15 protein-coding genes and 2 pseudogenes are annotated in these 19,250 nt (G+C 62.3%); 5 read left to right on the top strand and 12 right to left on the bottom strand.

Annotation, left to right across the window (positions count from 1 at the left end; all coding sequences use genetic code 11):
* Window positions 1-1,288: pseudogene (locus tag AAFH49_RS20360) on the bottom strand (MGH1-like glycoside hydrolase domain-containing protein); the annotation flags it as partial.
* A gap of 163 nt (window positions 1,289-1,451) precedes the next feature.
* Entirely contained in the window at window positions 1,452-2,393 is a 942-nt protein-coding gene (locus tag AAFH49_RS20355) for a phosphatase PAP2 family protein (RefSeq protein WP_342301060.1), read from the bottom strand.
* 501 nt (window positions 2,394-2,894) lie between these two features.
* Here AAFH49_RS20355 and AAFH49_RS20350 point away from each other — a divergent pair.
* Entirely contained in the window at window positions 2,895-3,638 is a 744-nt protein-coding gene (locus AAFH49_RS20350) for a hypothetical protein (RefSeq protein WP_342301059.1), read from the top strand.
* Window positions 3,639-4,716: 1,078 nt separating this feature from the next.
* Here AAFH49_RS20350 and AAFH49_RS20345 read toward each other — a convergent pair.
* The 3 genes and pseudogenes from AAFH49_RS20345 to AAFH49_RS20335 form a co-directional block, all read right to left on the bottom strand.
* Window positions 4,717-5,448, bottom strand: a pseudogene (locus AAFH49_RS20345) (NADPH-dependent F420 reductase); the annotation flags it as partial.
* 255 nt (window positions 5,449-5,703) lie between these two features.
* Window positions 5,704-7,491, bottom strand: coding sequence for a urocanate hydratase (hutU, locus tag AAFH49_RS20340; RefSeq protein WP_342301058.1), 1,788 nt, complete (start codon window positions 7,489-7,491; stop codon window positions 5,704-5,706).
* Between the two features lie 167 nt (window positions 7,492-7,658).
* Complete coding sequence (locus AAFH49_RS20335; protein ID WP_342301056.1) at window positions 7,659-8,609, bottom strand: hypothetical protein; 951 nt, start codon at window positions 8,607-8,609, stop codon at window positions 7,659-7,661.
* Window positions 8,610-8,879: 270 nt separating this feature from the next.
* Here AAFH49_RS20335 and AAFH49_RS20330 point away from each other — a divergent pair, with 270 nt between their 5' ends.
* Window positions 8,880-9,152 carry a hypothetical protein gene (locus AAFH49_RS20330; protein ID WP_342301055.1) on the top strand — a complete coding sequence of 91 codons (273 nt, stop codon included), beginning with the start codon at window positions 8,880-8,882 and terminating at the stop codon, window positions 9,150-9,152.
* Window positions 9,153-9,253: 101 nt separating this feature from the next.
* Here the strand turns inward: AAFH49_RS20330 and AAFH49_RS20325 are convergent, their stop codons facing one another.
* A complete protein-coding gene (locus tag AAFH49_RS20325; protein WP_342301054.1) occupies window positions 9,254-10,069 on the bottom strand; it encodes a DUF4097 family beta strand repeat-containing protein in 816 nt (271 codons plus the stop codon).
* 287 nt (window positions 10,070-10,356) lie between these two features.
* Between AAFH49_RS20325 and AAFH49_RS20320 the strand changes: the two genes are divergently transcribed.
* Together AAFH49_RS20320 and AAFH49_RS20315 are read left to right on the top strand one after the other, a co-directional pair.
* Window positions 10,357-11,733: a serine hydrolase gene (locus tag AAFH49_RS20320; protein WP_342301052.1), complete on the top strand. Its 1,377-nt coding sequence runs from the start codon at window positions 10,357-10,359 to the stop codon at window positions 11,731-11,733.
* Window positions 11,734-11,793: 60 nt separating this feature from the next.
* A complete protein-coding gene (locus AAFH49_RS20315; protein ID WP_342301050.1) occupies window positions 11,794-12,810 on the top strand; it encodes an MBL fold metallo-hydrolase in 1,017 nt (338 codons plus the stop codon).
* A 135-nt stretch (window positions 12,811-12,945) separates the two neighbouring features.
* Here the strand turns inward: AAFH49_RS20315 and AAFH49_RS20310 are convergent, their stop codons facing one another.
* The 5 genes from AAFH49_RS20310 to AAFH49_RS20290 form a co-directional block, all read right to left on the bottom strand.
* Window positions 12,946-13,857, bottom strand: coding sequence for an arginase family protein (locus AAFH49_RS20310; RefSeq protein WP_342301049.1), 912 nt, complete (start codon window positions 13,855-13,857; stop codon window positions 12,946-12,948).
* A gap of 50 nt (window positions 13,858-13,907) precedes the next feature.
* Window positions 13,908-14,645 (bottom strand): hypothetical protein, encoded by a 738-nt coding sequence (locus tag AAFH49_RS20305; RefSeq protein WP_342301047.1) that lies wholly within the window; start codon window positions 14,643-14,645, stop codon window positions 13,908-13,910.
* Window positions 14,646-14,693: 48 nt separating this feature from the next.
* Window positions 14,694-15,647 carry a hypothetical protein gene (locus AAFH49_RS20300; protein WP_342301045.1) on the bottom strand — a complete coding sequence of 318 codons (954 nt, stop codon included), beginning with the start codon at window positions 15,645-15,647 and terminating at the stop codon, window positions 14,694-14,696.
* A 112-nt stretch (window positions 15,648-15,759) separates the two neighbouring features.
* Entirely contained in the window at window positions 15,760-16,560 is an 801-nt protein-coding gene (locus tag AAFH49_RS20295; protein WP_342301044.1) for a hypothetical protein, read from the bottom strand.
* 72 nt (window positions 16,561-16,632) lie between these two features.
* Window positions 16,633-17,133 carry a hypothetical protein gene (locus AAFH49_RS20290; RefSeq protein ID WP_342301043.1) on the bottom strand — a complete coding sequence of 167 codons (501 nt, stop codon included), beginning with the start codon at window positions 17,131-17,133 and terminating at the stop codon, window positions 16,633-16,635.
* A gap of 232 nt (window positions 17,134-17,365) precedes the next feature.
* On the opposite strand from AAFH49_RS20290, the gene AAFH49_RS20285 reads away from it, so the two are divergent.
* Complete coding sequence (locus AAFH49_RS20285; protein ID WP_342301041.1) at window positions 17,366-18,133, top strand: LytR/AlgR family response regulator transcription factor; 768 nt, start codon at window positions 17,366-17,368, stop codon at window positions 18,131-18,133.
* A 23-nt stretch (window positions 18,134-18,156) separates the two neighbouring features.
* Here AAFH49_RS20285 and AAFH49_RS20280 read toward each other — a convergent pair.
* The coding region (locus AAFH49_RS20280; protein ID WP_342301039.1) for a sensor histidine kinase at window positions 18,157-19,250 on the bottom strand (1,094 nt) is incomplete at its 5' end.

The raw sequence follows: 19,250 nt of genomic DNA, 5'->3' as shown, positions 1-19,250 counted from the left end.
AGGCCAGGTCCCAGGCGGCGTACCAAGGGTACTCCCACTTGTCGGGCATCGAAACGATGTCGGCATTGTGCAGGTGCCGCCAGGTGGAGTTGCGGCCTTCGAGGCGCTCGGCGGGCGGCGTGGCGCGGGCGGGGTCGCCGTCGAGCCACTGGCTGACGTCGTAGTAATAATACTGCTTGCTCCAAAGCATGCCGGCGAAGGCCTGGCGCTGCACGTTGCGGGCGTCGGCGTTGGTGAGGCCTTCCTGGATGCAGTCGTAGAACTCGTCGGCCTCGAAGCGGCGGGTATTGAAGAGGTGGTCGAAATCGGCAAACGGTTCGGCGTGCTCGGGCTGGCTGAGGCGCAGGCGCACGGTTTGGGGCTGGCCGGGGGCTACCATGAATTGGTAGCGGGCGGCGGCCTTGGTGCCGTGCTGGGCGGGGTTTACGGCAGTTTTCTGGCCTTCAACTATGTATTCGTTGATGCCGTCTTTGAAGTAGCGGCCGGCCTTGTTCTTCTTCTTGCGCTTCTTGCCGAAGAGCGTGGGGCTGGTTTCGTTTTCGCAGAAAAGCAGTTCGGCGGGCTGGTCGCAATAGAGCTGGAAGCGGCCCAGGTCCTGATGCTCGGCTGCCATGGCATCGGGCTGGGTGCGGCGGATTTCGGGGCGGTGGTCGTCGTAGCCCAGCGTCCAGGTGTTGCGAAACCAGAGCTGGGGCAGCACCGTGAGCGGGGCGGCTTCGGGGCCGCGGTTGTGGATGGTGAGCTGGACGAGGATGTCCTGGGGGCCGGCTTTGGCGTATTCGATGAAGACGTCGAAGTAGCGGCTTTCGGCGAAGATGCCGGTGTCGAAGAGTTCGAATTCGGGGTCCTGGCGGGTGCGGGCGGCATTTTCGGCCCGCAATTCTTCGTAGGGAAAAGCGGCTTGCGGGTACTTGTACAGCATCCGCATGTAGGAGTGCGTGGGGGTGCTGTCGAGGTAGTAGTACTGCTCTTTTACGTCCTCGCCGTGGTTGCCCTGGCCGTTGGTGAGGCCGAAAAGGCGCTCCTTGAGCTGGTTGTCGTGGCCGTTCCAGAGGCCGATGGCGAAGCAGAGGCGCTGCTGGTCGTCACTCAGGCCGCCGAGGCCTTCCTCGCCCCAGCGGTAGGCGTAGGCGCGGGCGTGGTCGTGGGTGATGTAGTTCCAGGCGTCGCCGTTGGCGCTGTAGTCTTCGCGCACGGTGCCCCACTGGCGCTCGGTGAGGTAGGGGCCAAATTGCTTCCAGTCGGTGGTTTTGGCGCGGGCTTCGGCCAATCGTATTTGTTCTTGCATAGCGGGTCGGGGCGAGCAGGGCCAAGCGCGAAAAACGCGGCGCGGGCGCTGCTGGCGTGGTTAGCGGGAAATTGGGCTTACGGGATTAGGCGGGCGAGGGGCCATGTAGCGCGGACTTTTAGTCCGCATCTGGCAGCTACCACTCGCGGACTAACAGTCCGCGCTACAGCGCCCGCGTCAGCCGGATGCCGCCGTACGCGTAGCCGTTCAGATTCAGCCCCTGCACGGGCACCATGGATATACCCGTGCCATGCAGCTTCTTATAAAAATGCAGCGCCACGAGGCCCACCGCCGCCCCTACCCCCACACCCACGGCCGAATCGGTGAAGCGCTGCGGGGGCACATTGGCGGGGTCGAAAACCGTGTCGTTGCGGTGCAGGCGGGGCACTACTACACCCACGGTGGCCCCCACGGCGTAGCCCACGAGGTTATCGGTGAGGAAGTGCTTGCCAGCCCGGATGCGGAAGTAGGCTACCACGGCGGGCGCGGCGGCGGCCACGCCCCACACGTAGGGCTCGGCTTTGGAGCCGGGGTTGAAATCGTGAAAAACCTGGGCGGCGAAGAAGGTGGCGGTGGCCGTGTGGGCGGTGTGCCCGCCAAAAAACGAATCGGTGGCGACGGGGCCGTGGCGCAGCTCGCCGCCCTCGGGGCCGTAGAGGTAGGGACGGTAGCGGTACACCGTCCCCACGGTGAGGGTGAAGAGGGCGGCGGTGCTGCTCATGGTTTCGAGGTAGAGGCCGGCCACCTGCCCGTAGCGGCCGTGCACGTTGGGCTGGAAGGCCAGCAGGGCGGGCACCAGCGCCAGGGTGCCGTAGCAAAAACCGTCGCTGATGAGCTGGGCGCGGGGGCTGAACCGGCCGGCCGAAAACCGGTCGATGGCCGGGATATTGGCGGGGTCGAGGGCGGCCAGGTCGGCATCGGTGGCGGTGCGCTTGTGCTGCACCAGCAGCAGCCCGGTGCCGCTGAGGCCCAGCAGCCCGGCCGTGAGGGGGGCTTCCACGGCGAAGCGGGTGGTGTAGGGCGAGGGGGCCTGCTGGGCGCGGGCGGCGGGGCCGGCGCTCAGCCACAAGGCCCCGGCGAGCAGCAGCGGCGGGCAATGCTTCATGGGGCGAAGGTGGGGCGGAAATGGTGGGTTTCGGAGTTGGGGTGCCGTAGCGCGAACTTTTAGTTCGCGTACCAGAACGAGCGAGCGGCGCGGGGAAGCGAACTAAAAGTTCGCGCTACGGCGCGCGGCGCGCCCGTTGCGGCGGCTTCAAAACATGCCGAATTTCTAAAACATGGCAAATACGCGCAACATGGCAAACACGAAAAACAGGGCCTATGGAGCGGTTTGCGGGTCGTATGCGGCGGTTTGCGGGGCCTATAAAGCGGTTTGCGGGCCGTATGCGACGATTTGCGGGGCCTATGCGGCGGTTCGCGGGGTCTATGCAGCGGTTTGCGGGGTGTATAAATGGGTTCGCGGGGCGTATGCGGGCATTTACATGGTGTGACAAGGGATTTGCGGGGCAAAAACGGGGGGTGGCAAGGGCGCAGGGCTTGGTTTTTATTCCACTACATTTAAGGCGGTTACGCTACACAGGCGTAGCTGTTAACTACCAGTGGAAGAATGTCAAAAACTACCTCAGAGACAGCGCGGCTGTTTCGGTGCCGGCTCGAAGAGCTGGGACCTCTCAACGACATGGTGAGCGCCATGTTCAAAACCAATCAGGACGAATTCGGCAAGGCTTCGCCCGACTATGCCGATAAGGACTACCTCAAGGGCTGGGATGCCCGGAAGGCGGACTTCGCGGAGCTGGTGCCTACGGGCGTGCATCGGGCCACCGATAAGGACGTGACCAAAACCATGGCGCAGGTGGCGAAAAGCCTGCGCGACCCGCTCAACTACCTGGACCTGCGCCTGAAGCGGGCGACCAAAAAGGGCGGGCTCACGGCCAGCGCCGCCGATTTCGGGCTGGGCAAGGTGCGCTCCGAAATCTCGACCCGCGACATGGAAGGCCTCGATGGGGCGCTGGGCCACTTGCTGCAACTGGTGCAACAGCCGGCCAACCTGGCGGCCCTCACCACCCAGGGCCACACCACTGACGACACGCAGGCCCTCGTGGATGCGCGCAAGCAGCTCGGCGCCTTCAACACGGACCAGAACACCAACCAGAACGCGGCCCTCGAACTCACGGATGAGAACATCAAGGCCGGCAACGCCCTCTGGGAGTACGTGGTGGACGTGCTGGGCACGGGCGCGCTGATGTATAAGGAAAAGCAGCCGAAGAAGGCGAAGACGTTTTCGATGGCGACGCTGCTCAAGCGGATTCGGAAAGAGAACGGCGGCGCGGGGGATGTGAAGGCGGGGTAGGTTTGGTTGGGATGGAAAAGGGACGGCCCCGCTGCGTGTGCAGCGGGGCCGTTTTTGGTTATGTTGGGTTGTAAAGCAGATTGCCCATAGGCTCCTGCACTGAGATGAAACTTACTAATTATTCGTTAGTGTATCAATTCTAACTGACTTCAAAATAGTGTAGGCACGTTTTTCAAAATTGCGACTGTCATTGTTTTTGCGTTCAAATACAAATGCAATACGCCACCATATGTGAGCTTGCCGGAATTCCGTCGTAGCCGTGAGTTGTTCGTATGGTTCACAAAACAAATGCCCCGGCCCTATACGGCTGCTGATGGCAAAGTCGCATCTATTGATTATCTCTCTTCGGTTTATTCTCCACACCGATTTTGCAGGGCAAATCATGCTGTCGCGTGTGTCAATATCACGGGCTATTTTAGCTAATTCCGACGTGGTCCACAAGCGGCTGTCGTAGGCTATATGAGGTTGAATTGTTAATCTATCCAGCGTATCCTGACAATAACTGCCGGCTTTTTTAATCCAACCGCTTTCTTTTAACAGACACCCTCTTGAATTTGTAAACCTATATTTTAGTTGGTCTGATTCTGAATTATCTGACCTGTCAATCCAAGTTAATTAAAGTATCATACTCTACCGGCACATACAATTTAAGTGTACAAGATGGCCAAGGGCGGTGGTCATCCTGTTTAAAAACGACATGGCGCAGAGTGAAACCAACTGGGATTTCGGGTTCGCGCTTCGAGCAAGCTGATAGCCCGAACGAGAGAACCAAAACCAGAATCCGTAGTTGAATCGAAGGAAGCATAGCGTAAAGTTGGGCTGGCCTTTGCACGCCCTACGCTGGGCTAACTCACAGCCGGCTTCAGTACAGCAAAATTTAACAACAGTCAATGATACTGGTGCGGCGCAAGCTACACCAGTATCTCAAGAAGCAGCTACTGGGAACGGGCGAAAGGCGGGCCGGGGTAGCAAAATGCTGCTGGTAGCTGCCGGGGCTATTGCATTGGGCACAAAAAAACGCCATGCCGGGCGTTGCCGGGGCATGGCGTTTTGGGTTGGCCGGTTATTTGGCAGGGGGCTATTTCAGCTGGATGCCTTGGGCGGCCATAGCTGCTTCCGTCTTGGCGTGGTTGGCCAAGTACTCGGCGTGCTGGGCCTCGGTGCGCTTCGTGCCCAGGCTGGCGAAATGCTCGCGCAGCTTGTCGGCGGGCAGGTCGGCCCCGTAGGACGGGGTGCCGGGCTGCTGCCGCCACGACTCGTGCAGGGTGCCGTCGTCCACAGCGTCGAAGCCCAGCTCTTCTACCAGGGCCATTACTTTCTGCTTGGCGGCGGGCTCGTCGCCGGCCACGGGCAGGGCAATGCGGCCGGGCGTGCCAGCGGGTACACCCTTGTTTTGGAGGTGGTCGGCGTAGATGTTGTTGAACACCTTCACCACCGGACGGCCCAGGTGCTGCTGCACCCACTCGCTTTCGGTGAGGTCGCCGGTTTCGAGCTCGGCAATTTTGCCGTCGCGCAGCATGGGGTAGTAGTTACTCGTGTCGATTACGGGCACGTCGGCGGGCACGCCGGCGAACAGGTCTTTGGGCAGGTCGGGGATGTTTTTCAGCGGGATGGTGACCACGATGAGGTCAGCGCCCTTGGCGGCTTCTTCGGCCGTGACGGGGGTAGCGCCGGTTTTCTGGGCTACGTCGCCCAGGGTTTCGGGGCCGCGCGAGTTGGCGATTTTAACCGAGTGGCCGAGGCTGGTGAGCCGCACGGCGAGGGCGCTGCCGATGTGGCCGGCTCCGATGATTCCAATGTTCATACTGCGAAAGTTTAAGCGTGTGGGGCGGTAGCGATTTGCGGCCGCAGGTAGCTTAACAGTTTCGGGGGCGAGTTTGCTTTTTTTCGGTGGGCGTTTGCTGGAGCGGACGCGACAGTTGAAGCCGACTAGAAAGGCGAAGAGCCTGTCATCCTGAGCGCAGCGAAGGACCTTATCACGTCTGAACTACTTGCTCTTGCGTGATAAGGTCCTTCGCTGCGCTCAGGATGACAGGCTTTTCCTCCCGTCGATAATTCCCCGCTCCTACTTCAGCCCCGGAATCTTCGCGCCGCGCTCGCGGGCTACGTCCTGGGCCAGCTCGTAGCCGGCATCGGCGTGGCGGAAGATGCCCATGCCGGGGTCGGTGGTGAGGACGCGGCGCAGGCGTTCGGCTTTTTCGGGGGTTCCTGTCGCTACTATCACCATGCCGGAGTGGGTGGAGTTGCCGATGCCCACGCCGCCGCCGTTGTGCAGGCTCACCCAGTCGGCGCCGCTGGCGCAGTTGGCCAGGGCGTTGAGCAGGGGCCAGTCGGCCACGGCATCGGAGCCGTCCTTCATGCCTTCGGTTTCGCGGTTGGGCGAGGCCACGGAGCCGCAGTCGAGGTGGTCGCGGCCGATGACGATGGGAGCCGAGACTTCGCCCCGCGCCACGAGGTCGTTGATGACGAGGCCGAACTTCTCGCGCTCGCCGTAGCCGAGCCAGCACACGCGGGCCGGCAGGCCGATGAAGGGCACTTTGGCCTGGGCCTTTTCAATCCAGCGGGCCAGGAGCTTGTTGTCGGGGAAGGTTTCGAGCAGGGCGCGGTCGATGCGCAGAATGTCCTGCGGGTCGCCCGATAGGGCGGCCCAGCGGAAGGGTCCTTTGCCCTCGCAGAAGAGCGGGCGGATATAGCCAGGCACGAAGCCGGGATACAGGAAATGACCGTTTTCGTCGCGCACGTTCAGGCCGCCTTTTTCGGCCTGGCCGCGCAGGTTGTTGCCGTAGTCTACGGCGATGGTGCCGCGCTTCTGCATCTCCAGAATGGCCTCGACATGCTTCACGATGGACGCCAGGGCTTGGCGTTTGAACTCGTCGGGGTTGGCTTCGCGCAGGGCCAGCACCTCCCCTATTTCGCCTTCGGGGATGTAGTCCATCAGGTCGTGGGCCGAGGTTTGGTCGGTCACGATTTCGGCGTTGAAGCCTAATTCCAGCAGGCGGGGCAGGATGGTGGCGGCGTTGCCGGTGAGGCCCACGGACCAGCCTTTGCCGTCGGCTTTGGCGCGTTCGCACAGCTCCAGGGCGTGGGTGAGGTCGCGGGCCTGCTCGTCTACGTAGCCTTCGCGCACTTTCTGCTTCACCCGCTCGTCGATGGGCTCGATGACAAGGCAGACGCCGTCGTTCATGGTCACGGCCAGGGGCTGCGCGCCGCTCATGCCGCCCAGGCCGGCCGTGAGGGTGATAGTGCCGCGCAGGCTGCCGCCAAAATGCTGGTCGGCCATGGCGGCAAATGTCTCATACGTGCCCTGCAAAATGCCCTGGGTGGCGATGTAAATCCAAGAGCCGGCCGTCATCTGGCCGTACATCATCAGGCCCATTTTGTCGAGCTCGTCGAAGTATTCCTGGGTGCTCCAGGCGGGCACGAGGTTGGAGTTAGCAATAAGCACGCGCGGGGCGTGGGGCCAAGTTTTGAGCACGCCCACGGCCTTGCCCGACTGCACGAGCATGGTTTCGTCGGCTTCCAGCTCCTTGAGGGTTTTGACGATGGTTTGGTATTCCTTCCAGTTGCGGGCGGCGCGGCCGGCACCGCCGTACACGATTAGCTCGTCATAAACCAGCGAAACTGCGGGGTCGAGGTTGTTTTCCAGCATGCGCAGGGCGGCTTCGGCTTCCCAAGTTTTGCAGCGGAGCGTGGTGCCGTGGGCCGCTTTCACGGTTTCTTCGGGCTTGAACTCGTAGAACATCGGGCGCTTGCCGTCGTGCTTTGGTGCAGGTGCGCCGGTGGCAGTGGAAAGGGAGTTGGCTTCGAGGTTTAGCTCGGGCGTGGCGATTTCGGCGGGGGTGAAAGAAGACATGGGAATTGGGGGATTTGGGTGGTGCGGCGAAGATAGGAAAGTGCCGAGTAGCAGCGCTGCTCCCCAACCGCAGTTTTTCCACCCGGCATTTTCTCACCGACCAATTATTACCGCTTCCCGGCTAGCTAATGCCGTTACTATGGCCGCTTTTTACAGCAGCCGGGCGGCTAGTAGTACGTGTATTTCACCTCATACACGTTGAGTTGATTATAGGAGCGGTTATCGGTTTTGCGAAGGAGCAGGCCGTTGGCTCCGTACTCATACTCGGTGTAAATGGGGCGAAGCAGGCGCTCATCCACTGTCTTTCCCGGTTGCACCTGCAATAGCTGCTCCTGCCGCTTCACGCGGCCATCCGGCAGGCGGGTGTAGCGGGTGGTGAAGCTGCTAAATGGACTGTCGGAAACGGTCATCAGGGAGCCGGCGCCGGGTTGCGCCTGGCGCTCGGCACGGCGGGGCTCAAACAGGGAAATGCTTTGGATGAGCTGGCCGCGCTGGTCGTATTCGTTGCGGGTATCGGGAATGCAGCGCCCGCGCTGCTGCCGGCTCAGCCGTAGCACGGCGGCGGGCACCACCGGCTTGGCCAATGCGCCCGCTTGCGGCTGGGAATAGTTGATATGCCCATTTTCAATGGTTTTTCCGTGCCGGCTAATGATGTAGATAGCCGAGAAATCAACAGGCTCATCGGACTGGTTATAGCCAATGGATTCCAGGCGGAGGGTATCGCCGCCCGTGGGATACATCAGCGAAAGCAGCCGGTGCGTCTCGTTCGCTTTCAGCCCGGGGATGGGGTTAAAAATAGCCTCGGTCACGGTGGTATCACCGCGCCGGTACTCCTGCGCCTGCTGCCATAAAACCGGCGCTGAATTCTGAACCGTGAGGTAGGAGGTGTTCACCTTCGTTTGGGCATCGTACACAATGCGGGTGCTGACGGGGAACGACGGCACGGCGGTGAGCACCAATTCGACCTGCCGGCTGTGCTTGTCGAAGCGTTGCAGGCGGCTTTGCCCGCCGTGGGCCTGGTCGATGCGAATTTTATTGCCACGCCGGTCCAGCTCAAAATGCTCGCTGGTGTCGGGGCCAAATCCATCGATTTGCCGTACCACAGTCACTGTCCGCACCCGATTACGAGCAAAAATCCGGCGGTCAAGCGAGTCTTCTGCTGACACCAGCTGCGGCACTTTATTTATCGACGCGAACAGCGGAATACTGACGGGATTACTGATTGTCAGCCGGGCACTGCCGCCGCGTGCGGCCGGGGCCTGCGCTACCGCAGCCCTCACACTGAGCAACAATGGGGAAAACAGGAAAGCAGTCAGCAAATTTTTCATTACGGGTAGCGTAAAGTTGCCCGCAAATAACATCACAATCACCCAACCCGTAGCCTAACCATGAGCCCCGACTACACCCCCATCGACTGCCATTTCTACGACCTGCTGGAAGCCGCCGCTACCCAGAGCCGCCGCGTCGATTTGCAATACTTTAACGACCTGCGCCAGCTCTGCCTCGGCTCCGGCATTATCGAAACGTTTTTCATCCGCGACAAAGTCGAGTTCATGCAGCTGAAATCGGGCGAGGAAATCCGGCTCGACCACATCATTCGGCTCGACGACACGCCCGCGCCGCTCTACCGCGATTACCCCGATTTCAGCTGTGGCTGCTGATGTAGCTGGCGAAACAAGAGAGTTGGGTCGGACACAAAAAGCCCGTCTTGCTTCGGCTACATTCAGCATGACGGGCTTTTTGTGTCCTTCGGAATCCGCGCCTAGTCCCGCTCCTGGTCCACGCTGATGCCGCCGTTAGTGGTCACGGCACGCACCGGGGCACCGCCCTGGCCCAGGCTGGCCTCCACTTCCTTGTGGAACATGCCTGATTTGGTCACCGGCAGCTCGGTGCGGATGCCGCCCATGTTGGTGCTGGTGAAGAGGCGAGCCGAATACGCGCGGGGCAGTTTCCAGTGGATGCCGCCGTTGGTGGTGCTCACGTCCAGGCCTTTGCCGTCCCACTTGCTGCCCGTGAGGGTGATGTTGACGCCGCCGTTGGTGGTTTCGCCCTTCACCTGACCGCCCAGGTTGGCGAGGTTCACGCCGCCGTTGGTGGTTTCGAAGGTGATGGCCGAGTTGAGATTATCGAGGCTGATGCCGCCGTTCACGGTGTTGAGGGTCAGGGCGGTGGTGCGGGGCACGAAAATTTCGTAGCTCACGCTCCAGTTCTTGTCTTTGTCGGGGTCGGCGGCGCGCAGGGTGTTGTTGGCGGTGCCTATGGTGATGCGCTTGACGCGGGCCGTGGCCTCTTGTTCATTGCTGGCCCAGGCCTGCACCCGGGCGCGGATGCGGACGTTGGGCCCATCCCAGCCGTGGACGGTGATGCCGCCGTTGGGGTCGGCGTTCACGCTCAGGGGCTGGCCGGCGGGGGCGCTCATGGTCAGGTCGCGGGTTTCGCAGAAGCCTTTCATCAGTTTGTCGCCCCGATTCCAGGAGTTGTTTTCGCAGGTGGTTTTGAACTGGGGCTCGGGGGCCGTTTGGGCGGTAGCGGCGAAGGTGCCGCACACTAGGGCAAGTGCAGAAATCAGGTTTTTCATCGGTTTGGAAATGAAGATTGGGGGACGAGATGAAGATGCTTGGCCAGGAAGCACGGTTGCTTGCAGGGGGCGGCGAGTGAAAGGGGTACCCGGGTTTCGCTTATTCGTTACGCGGGCTGGCCAAACTTTTTTGAGCATGATTTGAGCTAACAGACAGCGGCCCTACGCTTCCTGACTTGACGCCGACCCCATTTCGGCAGCCTTGCGGTAGCTTAATATTCAACAATTACTCTTTACCACTTCCTTTCTCACTTATTTTACAGCCAATTATCCCACCTGCCCTTCTCATGAAAACACCTTTTTTCTGTTCGTTTCTCGCCGCTTCACTGCTGCTCCAGGTGCCCGCCACTCAGGCCCAAAAAATCTCCAAAGAGCTTGATGTGCTGGCCACGCAATACGCCAAGGCCGGCCAGTTCAACGGCACGGTGCTGGTGGCCGAGCATGGCAAAGTGGTGTTTACCAAAGGCTACGGCCTGGCCAACCGCGAATGGAACCAGCCCAACGCGGCCGATACCAAGTTCCGGCTGGGCTCGCTCACCAAGCAGTTCACCTCCATGCTGGTGATGCAGTTGGTGGAAAAAGGCCAGCTCCGGCTCGATGCCCCCATCACCACCTACCTGCCCGACTACCCCAAGGCCACCGGCGATAAAATCACGCTGCACCAGCTGCTCACGCACACCTCGGGCATCCCGAGCTACACCTCCCAGCCCAGCTACGAAACCGCCAGCCTGCTGCCCACCACGCCCGCCGAGTTTGTGCGCACGTTTTCGGGCCAGCCGCTCGATTTTGAGCCGGGCACGGCTTGGCGCTACAGCAATTCGGGCTATTTCCTGCTCGGTGCCATCATCGAAAAAGTAACCGGCAAGCCCTACGCGCAGGTGCTGCGCGACAACATTTCACAGCCTCTACACCTCCAGGATACGGGCTACGACCTGGCCGAAACCATTCTGCCGCGCCGCGCGGCCGGCTACGACCGCACCCCCGAAGGCCTGTACAACACCACCTACGTCGACATGGCCGTCCCCTACTCCGCCGGGGCGCTCTACTCCACCGTGCTCGACCTCTATAAGTGGGACCAGGCCCTGTACACCAACCAACTGATTTCCGAGGCCAGCAAAGCCCTTCTATTTAAGCCTGATAGAAACCACTACGCCTATGCCTGGATGACCTCGAAGGTGGCGGTGGGGTCGGATTCGGTGGCCTTGCTGGCGCACAGCGGCCACGTCAACGGGTTCGGCACCTACCTGCTGCGCGCGCCCCAGGACCACCAGCTGGTGGTGGTGCTCGATAACGAAGGCGGCCCTCATGTGAAGGACCTGAGCCTGGACCTGTTGCGCGTGCTCTACCATCAGCCCGCCACCGGCCCCAAGCCAGCCCCCGTGGCCCCCAAAACCATTCCCGTAGATGCGGCCACGCTGGGCGCGTACGTGGGCAAATACCAGCTGTCGCCCACGTTTTTTATTACCGTGAAGGCGGAAGGCAGCCATCTCTCGGCCCAAGCTACCGGGCAGCCGGTGTTTGGGCTGGCGGCCACGGCCCCGGGTCGCTTTATGGTGCAGGGCGTGCCGGCCGAGGTCGAGTTCGTAAAAAACGCCAGCGGGGCGGTCGAGAAGCTGATTCTGCACCAGGGCGGGCACGATTCGCCGGGGGCCAAAGTGGAGTAAAATATATCCCGCCGGCAAAATCTGCGTAAAGATTTGCTCCACCAACCCATCCCCTGCCCTATGGATACCCTAGCCGCCGGCGTCACCCAGCTTCGCATTCAGCGCTTTGTCAACGTTTATTTCGTCGAAACCGGCACCCCCGGCGAGTGGGTGCTGATTGATACCGGCCTGCCCGGCAGCAAGAAAACCATCCTCGCCGCCGCCGATAAACTGTTTTATCCCGGCTCCCACCCCGAGGCCATCATCCTCACCCACGGCCACCTCGACCACCTAGGCTCGGCCAAAGAGCTGGCCGACCACTGGAACGTGCCCGTCATCGTGCACCCGCTGGAGCTGCCCTACGTGACCGGCCAGGCCCTCTACCCGCCCCGCGACCCCACCGTGGGCGGCTCGCTGGCCTTCATGAGCCGCTTCTTCCCCACCCAGCTGCCCAACCTGACCGACCGCGTGCAGGCCCTCGACGCCGATGACCCCAGCACGCCCTTCCTCATGAACTGGAAGTGGCTGCACGTACCCGGCCATGCCCCCGGCCAGCTGGCCTTTTTCCGCGAAGCCGACCGCGTGCTGATTGGGGCCGATGCCTTCGCCACCTGCCACCACGACTCGGTACCAGCCATTCTGCTGGGCAAGCCCGAAATCAGCCGGGCCGGCACGCCCTTCAACTACGACTGGGAAGCTGCGCGCAAATCGGTGCAAACCCTGGCTGCGCTGGAGCCCAAAGCCATTGGCTGCGGCCACGGCCCAGTTATCATCGGCCCAGAAGCAGCTGCCGGCCTGCACCAGTTGGCTGATAACTACCCCATTCCCGCCCACGGCCGCTATGTAAACGAGCCCGCCCGTACCGATGCCAGCGGCGTGGAGCACCTCCCGCCCGCCCCCAAAGACACCCTGCCGCTGAAAGCCGCCATCATCGGCGGGAGCCTGCTGGCAGCGGGCGCGGCATGGCTGCTCACCGGCGGCCGGCGCAAAATCAGGAAGTCCAAAGCTTATAAAAAGGCCTACAAAAAGGCCCAGAAGTACAGCAGCTACAAGTCCCCCACTCCTCCGCCGCTCTATCGGGGCGGCGTGGGTAGTTAGGAATGAAAATATCTGTCAACCTGAGCGTAGCGAAGGACCTTCTCACACCAGAACGTTTTGCAGTAACCCATTCGACACAAACGTGAGAAGGTCCTTCGCTACGCTCAGGATGACAGACACTCCAACTCTTAACTCTTAACTCTTAACTGAATACGCCACGCCGGTCAAATAAGCGGTGATGATGGTGGCAGCTAAGCGGGCGGTCTGGTTGTCGCGGTCGTAGAGCGGATTTAGCTCGACGATTTCGAACAGCCGGACCGCTTCTTTTTGGCCCGCCAGAAACGCGGCTTCCACTGCCTGGCGGGGCGTGAAACCGTCGGCGCTGGGGGCTGAGACGGCTGGGGCGAAGGCTTCGGCGCAGCCATCAATATCGAAGCTCACAAAGGCGGGGCCGGCGGCGGTGGCGCGTTGCAGGGCGCGGCTGACGTACAGCTCCATACCGCCCTCCTGCACGTGGGCCAGCGGCACGATGTGGGCCCGCTGCTGGTGCAGAAACTCAATGTCCTCCCGGGTATTCAGGTTGGAATGCAGGCCGATTTCGGTGAACCGGTCGCCTGGCAAAAACCCTTCGCGCAGCAGCCGTCCAAACGGCGTGCCGCTGCTGATTTCGGGCTTGTCCTTCACATCGGCGTGGGCATCGAAGTTGATGCCGCCCACGGGCTGCCCGTCATTCGCATCCCAGAGGCCGCGCACGGTGGAGTAGGTACCGTCATGCGAGCCGCCCAGCACCACCACGCGCGGATATTGGCGCAACAGCTGGCCAAGCCGCTCCCGGATGTGGGCGTGGTTCTGGGCGTGGTCGGGGTGGCGCAGGGCGAGGTTGCCGGCATCAGCAATGCGCAGGTTATTAAGGCTGATATCGTGCTCCAGGTTGTAGGTTTTGTGGTAGCGGCGCAGCTCGCGGCGGATGGCGGCGGGCGCACCGGCCGCGCCGGCCCGGCCACCTTCCAGCACAGTGCCGAAATCGAGGGGCAGGCCCACGAGGCATACGTCGGCTTCGGGCAGCTCGGCGGCGGGGCGGATGAGGTCGCGGAGGAAAGTAGGCATGGGGCCAAAAATAGCAGGCCCGTGCGGGTTTTGCGGGCCCGCGCCCCGACCTACTGCCGCGAGTAGGCCGTGCCGTTGAAATTGAACAGCGACACCTTGCCCGTGCCGATGGGATAGGCCACGTCGCGGATGGTGTGGCCCTGGGCATCGGTGAGGGTGAGGTACCAGCCGTCGAGGTGCCAGCGGCCGGTTTGGTTGGATGCGCCGCCGGTTTCGGCCACGCTACGCTCGGTCACGGATGTGACCGTGACCACGCCGCCGCCGGTGAAGGTGCCATCGGGCCGGAAAGTGAGCGAGCGCGACGACAGCACACCGCCCATCGGCGAGTACGTTGAAGAGCCGCCCTCGAACGAACCTACCAACTGGCTCGGGCTCTTGAACGGCCCCACGGCCGAGAAAATGCTGCCCCCGCTCCAGCTGAAGCCGCCGCCCAGCATGTTCATTTCGGCCGCTTCGGGCTTGGGGTAGCTGGTCCAGGCGATGGACAGGGTTTTGCCCGCCACCGAGTAGCGGCCCTTCGAGTTGGCGGGCGTGGCGGCCAGCTCGGCTGCGCTCAGGCCCACGGGGTTCTGGTAGGCCATGCCGTCGGGAGCGAAGTAATAGCTCATGGTCATGAAGTTGCCGAGCACCGACTTTGTCACAAAAAACAGGCCCACGGGCTTATTGCCAACCATGTGGCCTGCCACCGGCGCACTGCCGGGTGCAGCTGCCGAATGCGCCTGAGCGCGGCCGGTAATTAATAACCCCAGCAGAGCAACACTAAAAATGAGGTAGCGAAATCGGAGCATGGGCGTAAGTTTTATGATGAGTAGTGACTGCGCGGGGCCTTTGGGTTGCTACCGGGCCGTGGTCTTATAAGTGGTGCCGTTGAAGCGGAAATAAAAGGCCTTGCCCGTTTTTTCGTCCAGGCTGGTGGGGAATGCCAGGTTGCGGATGGTGCCCTGCCCGTCGGTCAGGGTCAGAAACCAGCCGTTCAGGCTCCAGCGGCCCGCTTGTTTGGAAGCTGAGGAAACGTTGGTGACTGAGCCGGTATTGGCTTCCAGGTGCCCGTCGGTGAGGTTGTCGCGGGTGAAGGTGCCATCGGCCTTGAAACTGAGCGTGCGGTACACGGCCAGCGAGCTGGCGGTGACACTCACGGCGGCGTTGCGGCCCTCAAACGTGCTCAGGAGCTGCCGGGCGCTGCTGAATGGCCCCACGCATATGAACCCGCCGTTCCAGCTAAAGCCGGTCGGGTCGGAGCGATAATCGAAGGTTGAAGGCGGCCCGGCGGCCCAGCGCACGGTCATCTGCGAGCCATTCACCGCGTAGGTGCCGCGCCAGCGCGGGTCGACGGCAGCCAGGCCGGCGGGCGAAAAATTGGCCGGGTCCATATACACCTGGCCAGCCGGGGTGAAATAGTAAATCCGTTCGTTATTAAATACATCCATAAAGAAAAACAAGCCAACCGGCTTGCCACCCGTGGTCCGGCCGGGCAGGGGTGCCACGACAGGCGCGGGCGCAGCGGCGGGAGCCGGCCGGGCCGCAACAGGTGCCGGACCGGGCGCAGCCGGGCGGGGGGCGGCGGCCGCTGGGCGCACGGCTAGGCCAGGGGCCGCGCCGCCCAAGGCATTCTTGCGGGCCAGCGCCTTGGTCATGCCGTCCGAATCGTCCACGCTCATGTAGGCTTCGTAGGCTTGCTGATAGGCCACGGCGGCAGCGGCTTTGTTGCCGGCGGCTTCCAGCTGCTGGGCTTTGGCAAAAACCGTCGCGCCGGGCGGGCCTTGGTAGGCCGGTTGGGCGGCGGCATTCATCAGAACAAGGCTAAATAGGCCGAAGCTTAGCACGGCGGGCCGCCAAACGCTTCGAAGGGAAAGCCGGGCCGGGTTGGGTTGATATTGCATCGGAGTTCCGGTTTCGTCTTGCTTACAGCCGTTTATAGGCCACGTTGTTGAAGTAAAACCGCGTCACCTGTCCGGTTTTTTCGTTGGTTTCGATGGGGTAAGCCACGCCGCGCGTGGTGCGACCGGCGGCATCGGTGAGGGTGAGCGTCCAGCCGGCCAGGGCCCAGCGGCCCGCCGCCTCGCCCGAGCTACCGACGTGGGAATTGCTGCCGCTGGTGTTCGTGGTGAACGAGGACACGCTGCTGCCGCCGTAGCTGCCATCTGCCCGAAACGTGAGGCCGCTCACGGCCGCCGCCGAGCCGCTGCTGCTGCTCACCGAGTTGCCGCCCTCGAAATTCCCCACCAGCTGCCGGGCATTGGCAAATGGCCCCATTCCCACAAAAATGCCCATATCCCACGAAAAGGTATTGGCCGAAGGATTCTCAAAATTGGCCTTTGAGGTGTTGCCGTCGGCCCATTTCATCACGAGCTGGCCACCGGCTACGCTGTATGTTCCCCGGGCATTGGCGGGCAGGCTGGCCAGGCTCGTCGGCGTGAAGTCGACCGGGTTATTATACACCTGCCCGGCCGGTGTGAAGTAGTAGGTGGCCTTTTCGAGTGAGTGAAAGGCCATGATGTAGCGCGTCATGAAAAACAGGCCCACCGGCTTCCCGCCCACCACTTTGCCCGCCAGCGGCACAGCCGAAGCGGCGGGCGGGGTGGCGCAGACCACGGCCGGCCACGCCACCGCAGCCTCGGCCCCTGGCCCGGCCGCAATCAAAAGCACCGCGCCGAACAGCGCACCGCAGCGCACGGCGCTACGCCAAAAGACGAGGGTTTTCATAAGCATGCCGGGGAGTAAAGCTTGTTAAATACAGTTAGTCAATTTTTGAAAGCCAGGTATTTATCAGAGAAGCTAGCTACCCAGCTTCACCGTGCCATCGTCGTTAAATGTGCGCTTCACAGACTCCGAACCTTTCACCACCAGGCCAAATACTTCGCGGCCGCCGTTGGCATCCTGGTTCAGTATCATGCTCAGCGACAGGGCGGGCGCGCTGTAGCTGAAGGTGCCGCCGTAGGTTACCGGCTTGCCTTTCGAATTGGTGTAGGTGAACTCGATATTCCTGCCCTTGATGGTGTACCGCCCCGTTTCGTCGAAGTGATAATTACCGTAGGGACCCGGAATTTGCAGTTTCTTCTCGTAGCTGCCCGCCGCACCCAGCGCGAGGGTGCCACTCACGCCGCGCGTGTTGGTGGGCTTCTGGCCGTGGGCAGGGTCGTAGACGAGGTACACCATATAGGTGTAAGTGCCGAAGAACTTGGCCGGCAGCCCAGTAGCCGCCACCGGCCGGGAAGCGGCCGGAGCCGCAGCCCCGCCGGGCATTTTCTGGGGCGCGACGGCTTGGCCGGAGGCCATGCCAGTCAATATTGATATAATCAAGAGCAAGGGACAGAGCAACTTGTGCATAAAAACGAAAGTAGAAAAAGAGTAGAATGGTAGAAAGAACCAGGGCAATGCCCGTTATTGGCAAGAAAAGTAACCGTACGCTACCTTGCGCCGATTACAAAGTCGAGTAAGGCCAGCGGAAAGTCGACGTACTTGCCGCGTAGTCGATAAACCGTGCGCCGCGGTGCTCCCCTCTCTGCTCATGTCCGCCTCCCACCCCGCCCCTTTCAGCTGCCTGGTTCTCGACGACGACCTACTGGTGCGCGACCTGGCCGCCGGCTTCGTGGAGCAAATTCCCTCCCTGGTGCTGGCGGGCAGCTACGACGACCCGCTGCCCGCCTTCGAACACCTGGCCCGCTCGCCCGTCGACCTGCTCATCACCGACATCGAACTACCCCGCCTCAACGGCCTGGACCTGGTGCGCGCCCTGCGCCAGCCGCCGCTGGTCATCTTCATGACCTCGCACCCGCAGTACGCCCTGCCCACCTACGACCTCGATGCCGTCGATTTCTTGGTGAAACCCCTGCGGTTCGACCGTTTTCTGCGGGCCATCGACAAGGCCCTGCTCCTGCTGCGTGCCAGCTCCGCTCCTACCGAAAACACCCCGCCGCCACTTGCCGATACCGACGCTTTTTTCATCCGCACCGAATTCCAGTATTTGAAGCTGCGCTACGCCGACGTGGCCTATGTGGAAGCCATGCGCGACTTCGTGAAAGTGCACCTGCTCGACGGCACAGTTCATATTACCCTGGTCAGCCTCAAGCACATGGAGGAGCAGCTGCCGGCCGCGCTGTTCGTACGCACGCACCGCTCCTTTCTGGTCAATGCCCGGCACATTGCCGCCGTCACGGCCCAGGATGTGCGCGTAGGTAAGGTAGACGTGCCCCTGGGCCACACCTTCCGCGACGGCGTGCTGGCGCAGGTGGTGCAGCAGCGCTTGCTCACTCGCCACCCCGGCAAGGCCACTTAGCCACCTGTCAGTCAATTATTTTACTAATTCCGGCTGGCGGTTTCAGCTACCACCGGGGCTTCGGCCGGCGGCAGGCTGAGGGTGAACGTGCTACCCTCGCCCGGGCCAGCACTGGCCATCCACAGCTGCCCGCCGTTGCGCAGAGCCACGTCGCGGCTCAGCTTGAGGCCAAGGCCAGAGCTGCGGGGCTGGCCGGTTCCGGCGCGGCGCTCCAACGTTTCGGCTGGCACTTCCTGGCGGGGCGTGGGCACGGGCAGGCCCAGGCCGGTATCGGCCACGGCCAGCTGCCAGGTGCCGGCCACGCGCCGGGCCGCTACTCGCACGGTGCCGCCCGCCGACGTGAATTTGATGGCGTTGGACAGCAGATTGCGCAGCACTAGGCGCACGGCCGACGGGTCGGCCCAGACGTGTTCTTCGCCGGTCAGGTCATGGTGCAAGGTCACTTGGCCGGCCTCGGCGGCGGGGCTTAGCAGTTCGAAATTCTCTTCGACCACAGCGGCTAATGCCAGATTTTCGGGCTGCGGCGGGGCAGTGGCCCGCATTTGCAGCGCGGCCCAGTGCAGTAGGTTTTCAAGCAGAGCCAGCGTGTGGTCGAGGGTGCTGGTGAGGCGCTGGGTGTACTGGGCCAGCTTTTCGGGCGGCAGTGGCGGGCCGCTCAGCAGCCCCACGAAGGCGTGCAGCGAGTGCAGCGGTCCCCGCAGGTCGTGGCCGATGATGGAAAACAGCTGGTCTTTGGTCGCGTTTAGGGCCGTAAGCTCGGCACGCTGCTGCTCAATCTGCTGGTTTTTACGGCCCAGCAGGCGGTTCAGCCGCCACAGGGCTAGCCCGACCAGCGCCGCCGCCGCTAGTCCCAAGCCCAGGCCCCACAGCTCACGCTGCTGCTGGCGCAGGCGTAGCTGCTGGGCCTCGGCGGTGCGGGCCAGCACCTGGGCGTGGTCGCGCTCCTGCCCAAGCTGGAAATCGCCCTGTAAGCGCCCAATTTCTTCGGCTTTGGCTTGGCTGAACAGGGTATCGTGCGCGGCCTGAGATTCCTCGGCATAGGCCAGCGCCTGGCGGTAGTCGCCGCGCTGCTTAAGGAGGTGAGCCAGGGTTTTGGTGGCTTCGTATTTCGCATTGG

The sequence above is a fragment of the Hymenobacter segetis genome, assembly GCF_038448715.1.
In the GTDB taxonomy this organism is placed as follows: domain Bacteria; phylum Bacteroidota; class Bacteroidia; order Cytophagales; family Hymenobacteraceae; genus Hymenobacter; species Hymenobacter segetis.
The sequence above is the reverse complement of the archived record's forward strand: the minus strand, read 5'-3'. Positions and strand labels throughout refer to the sequence as shown.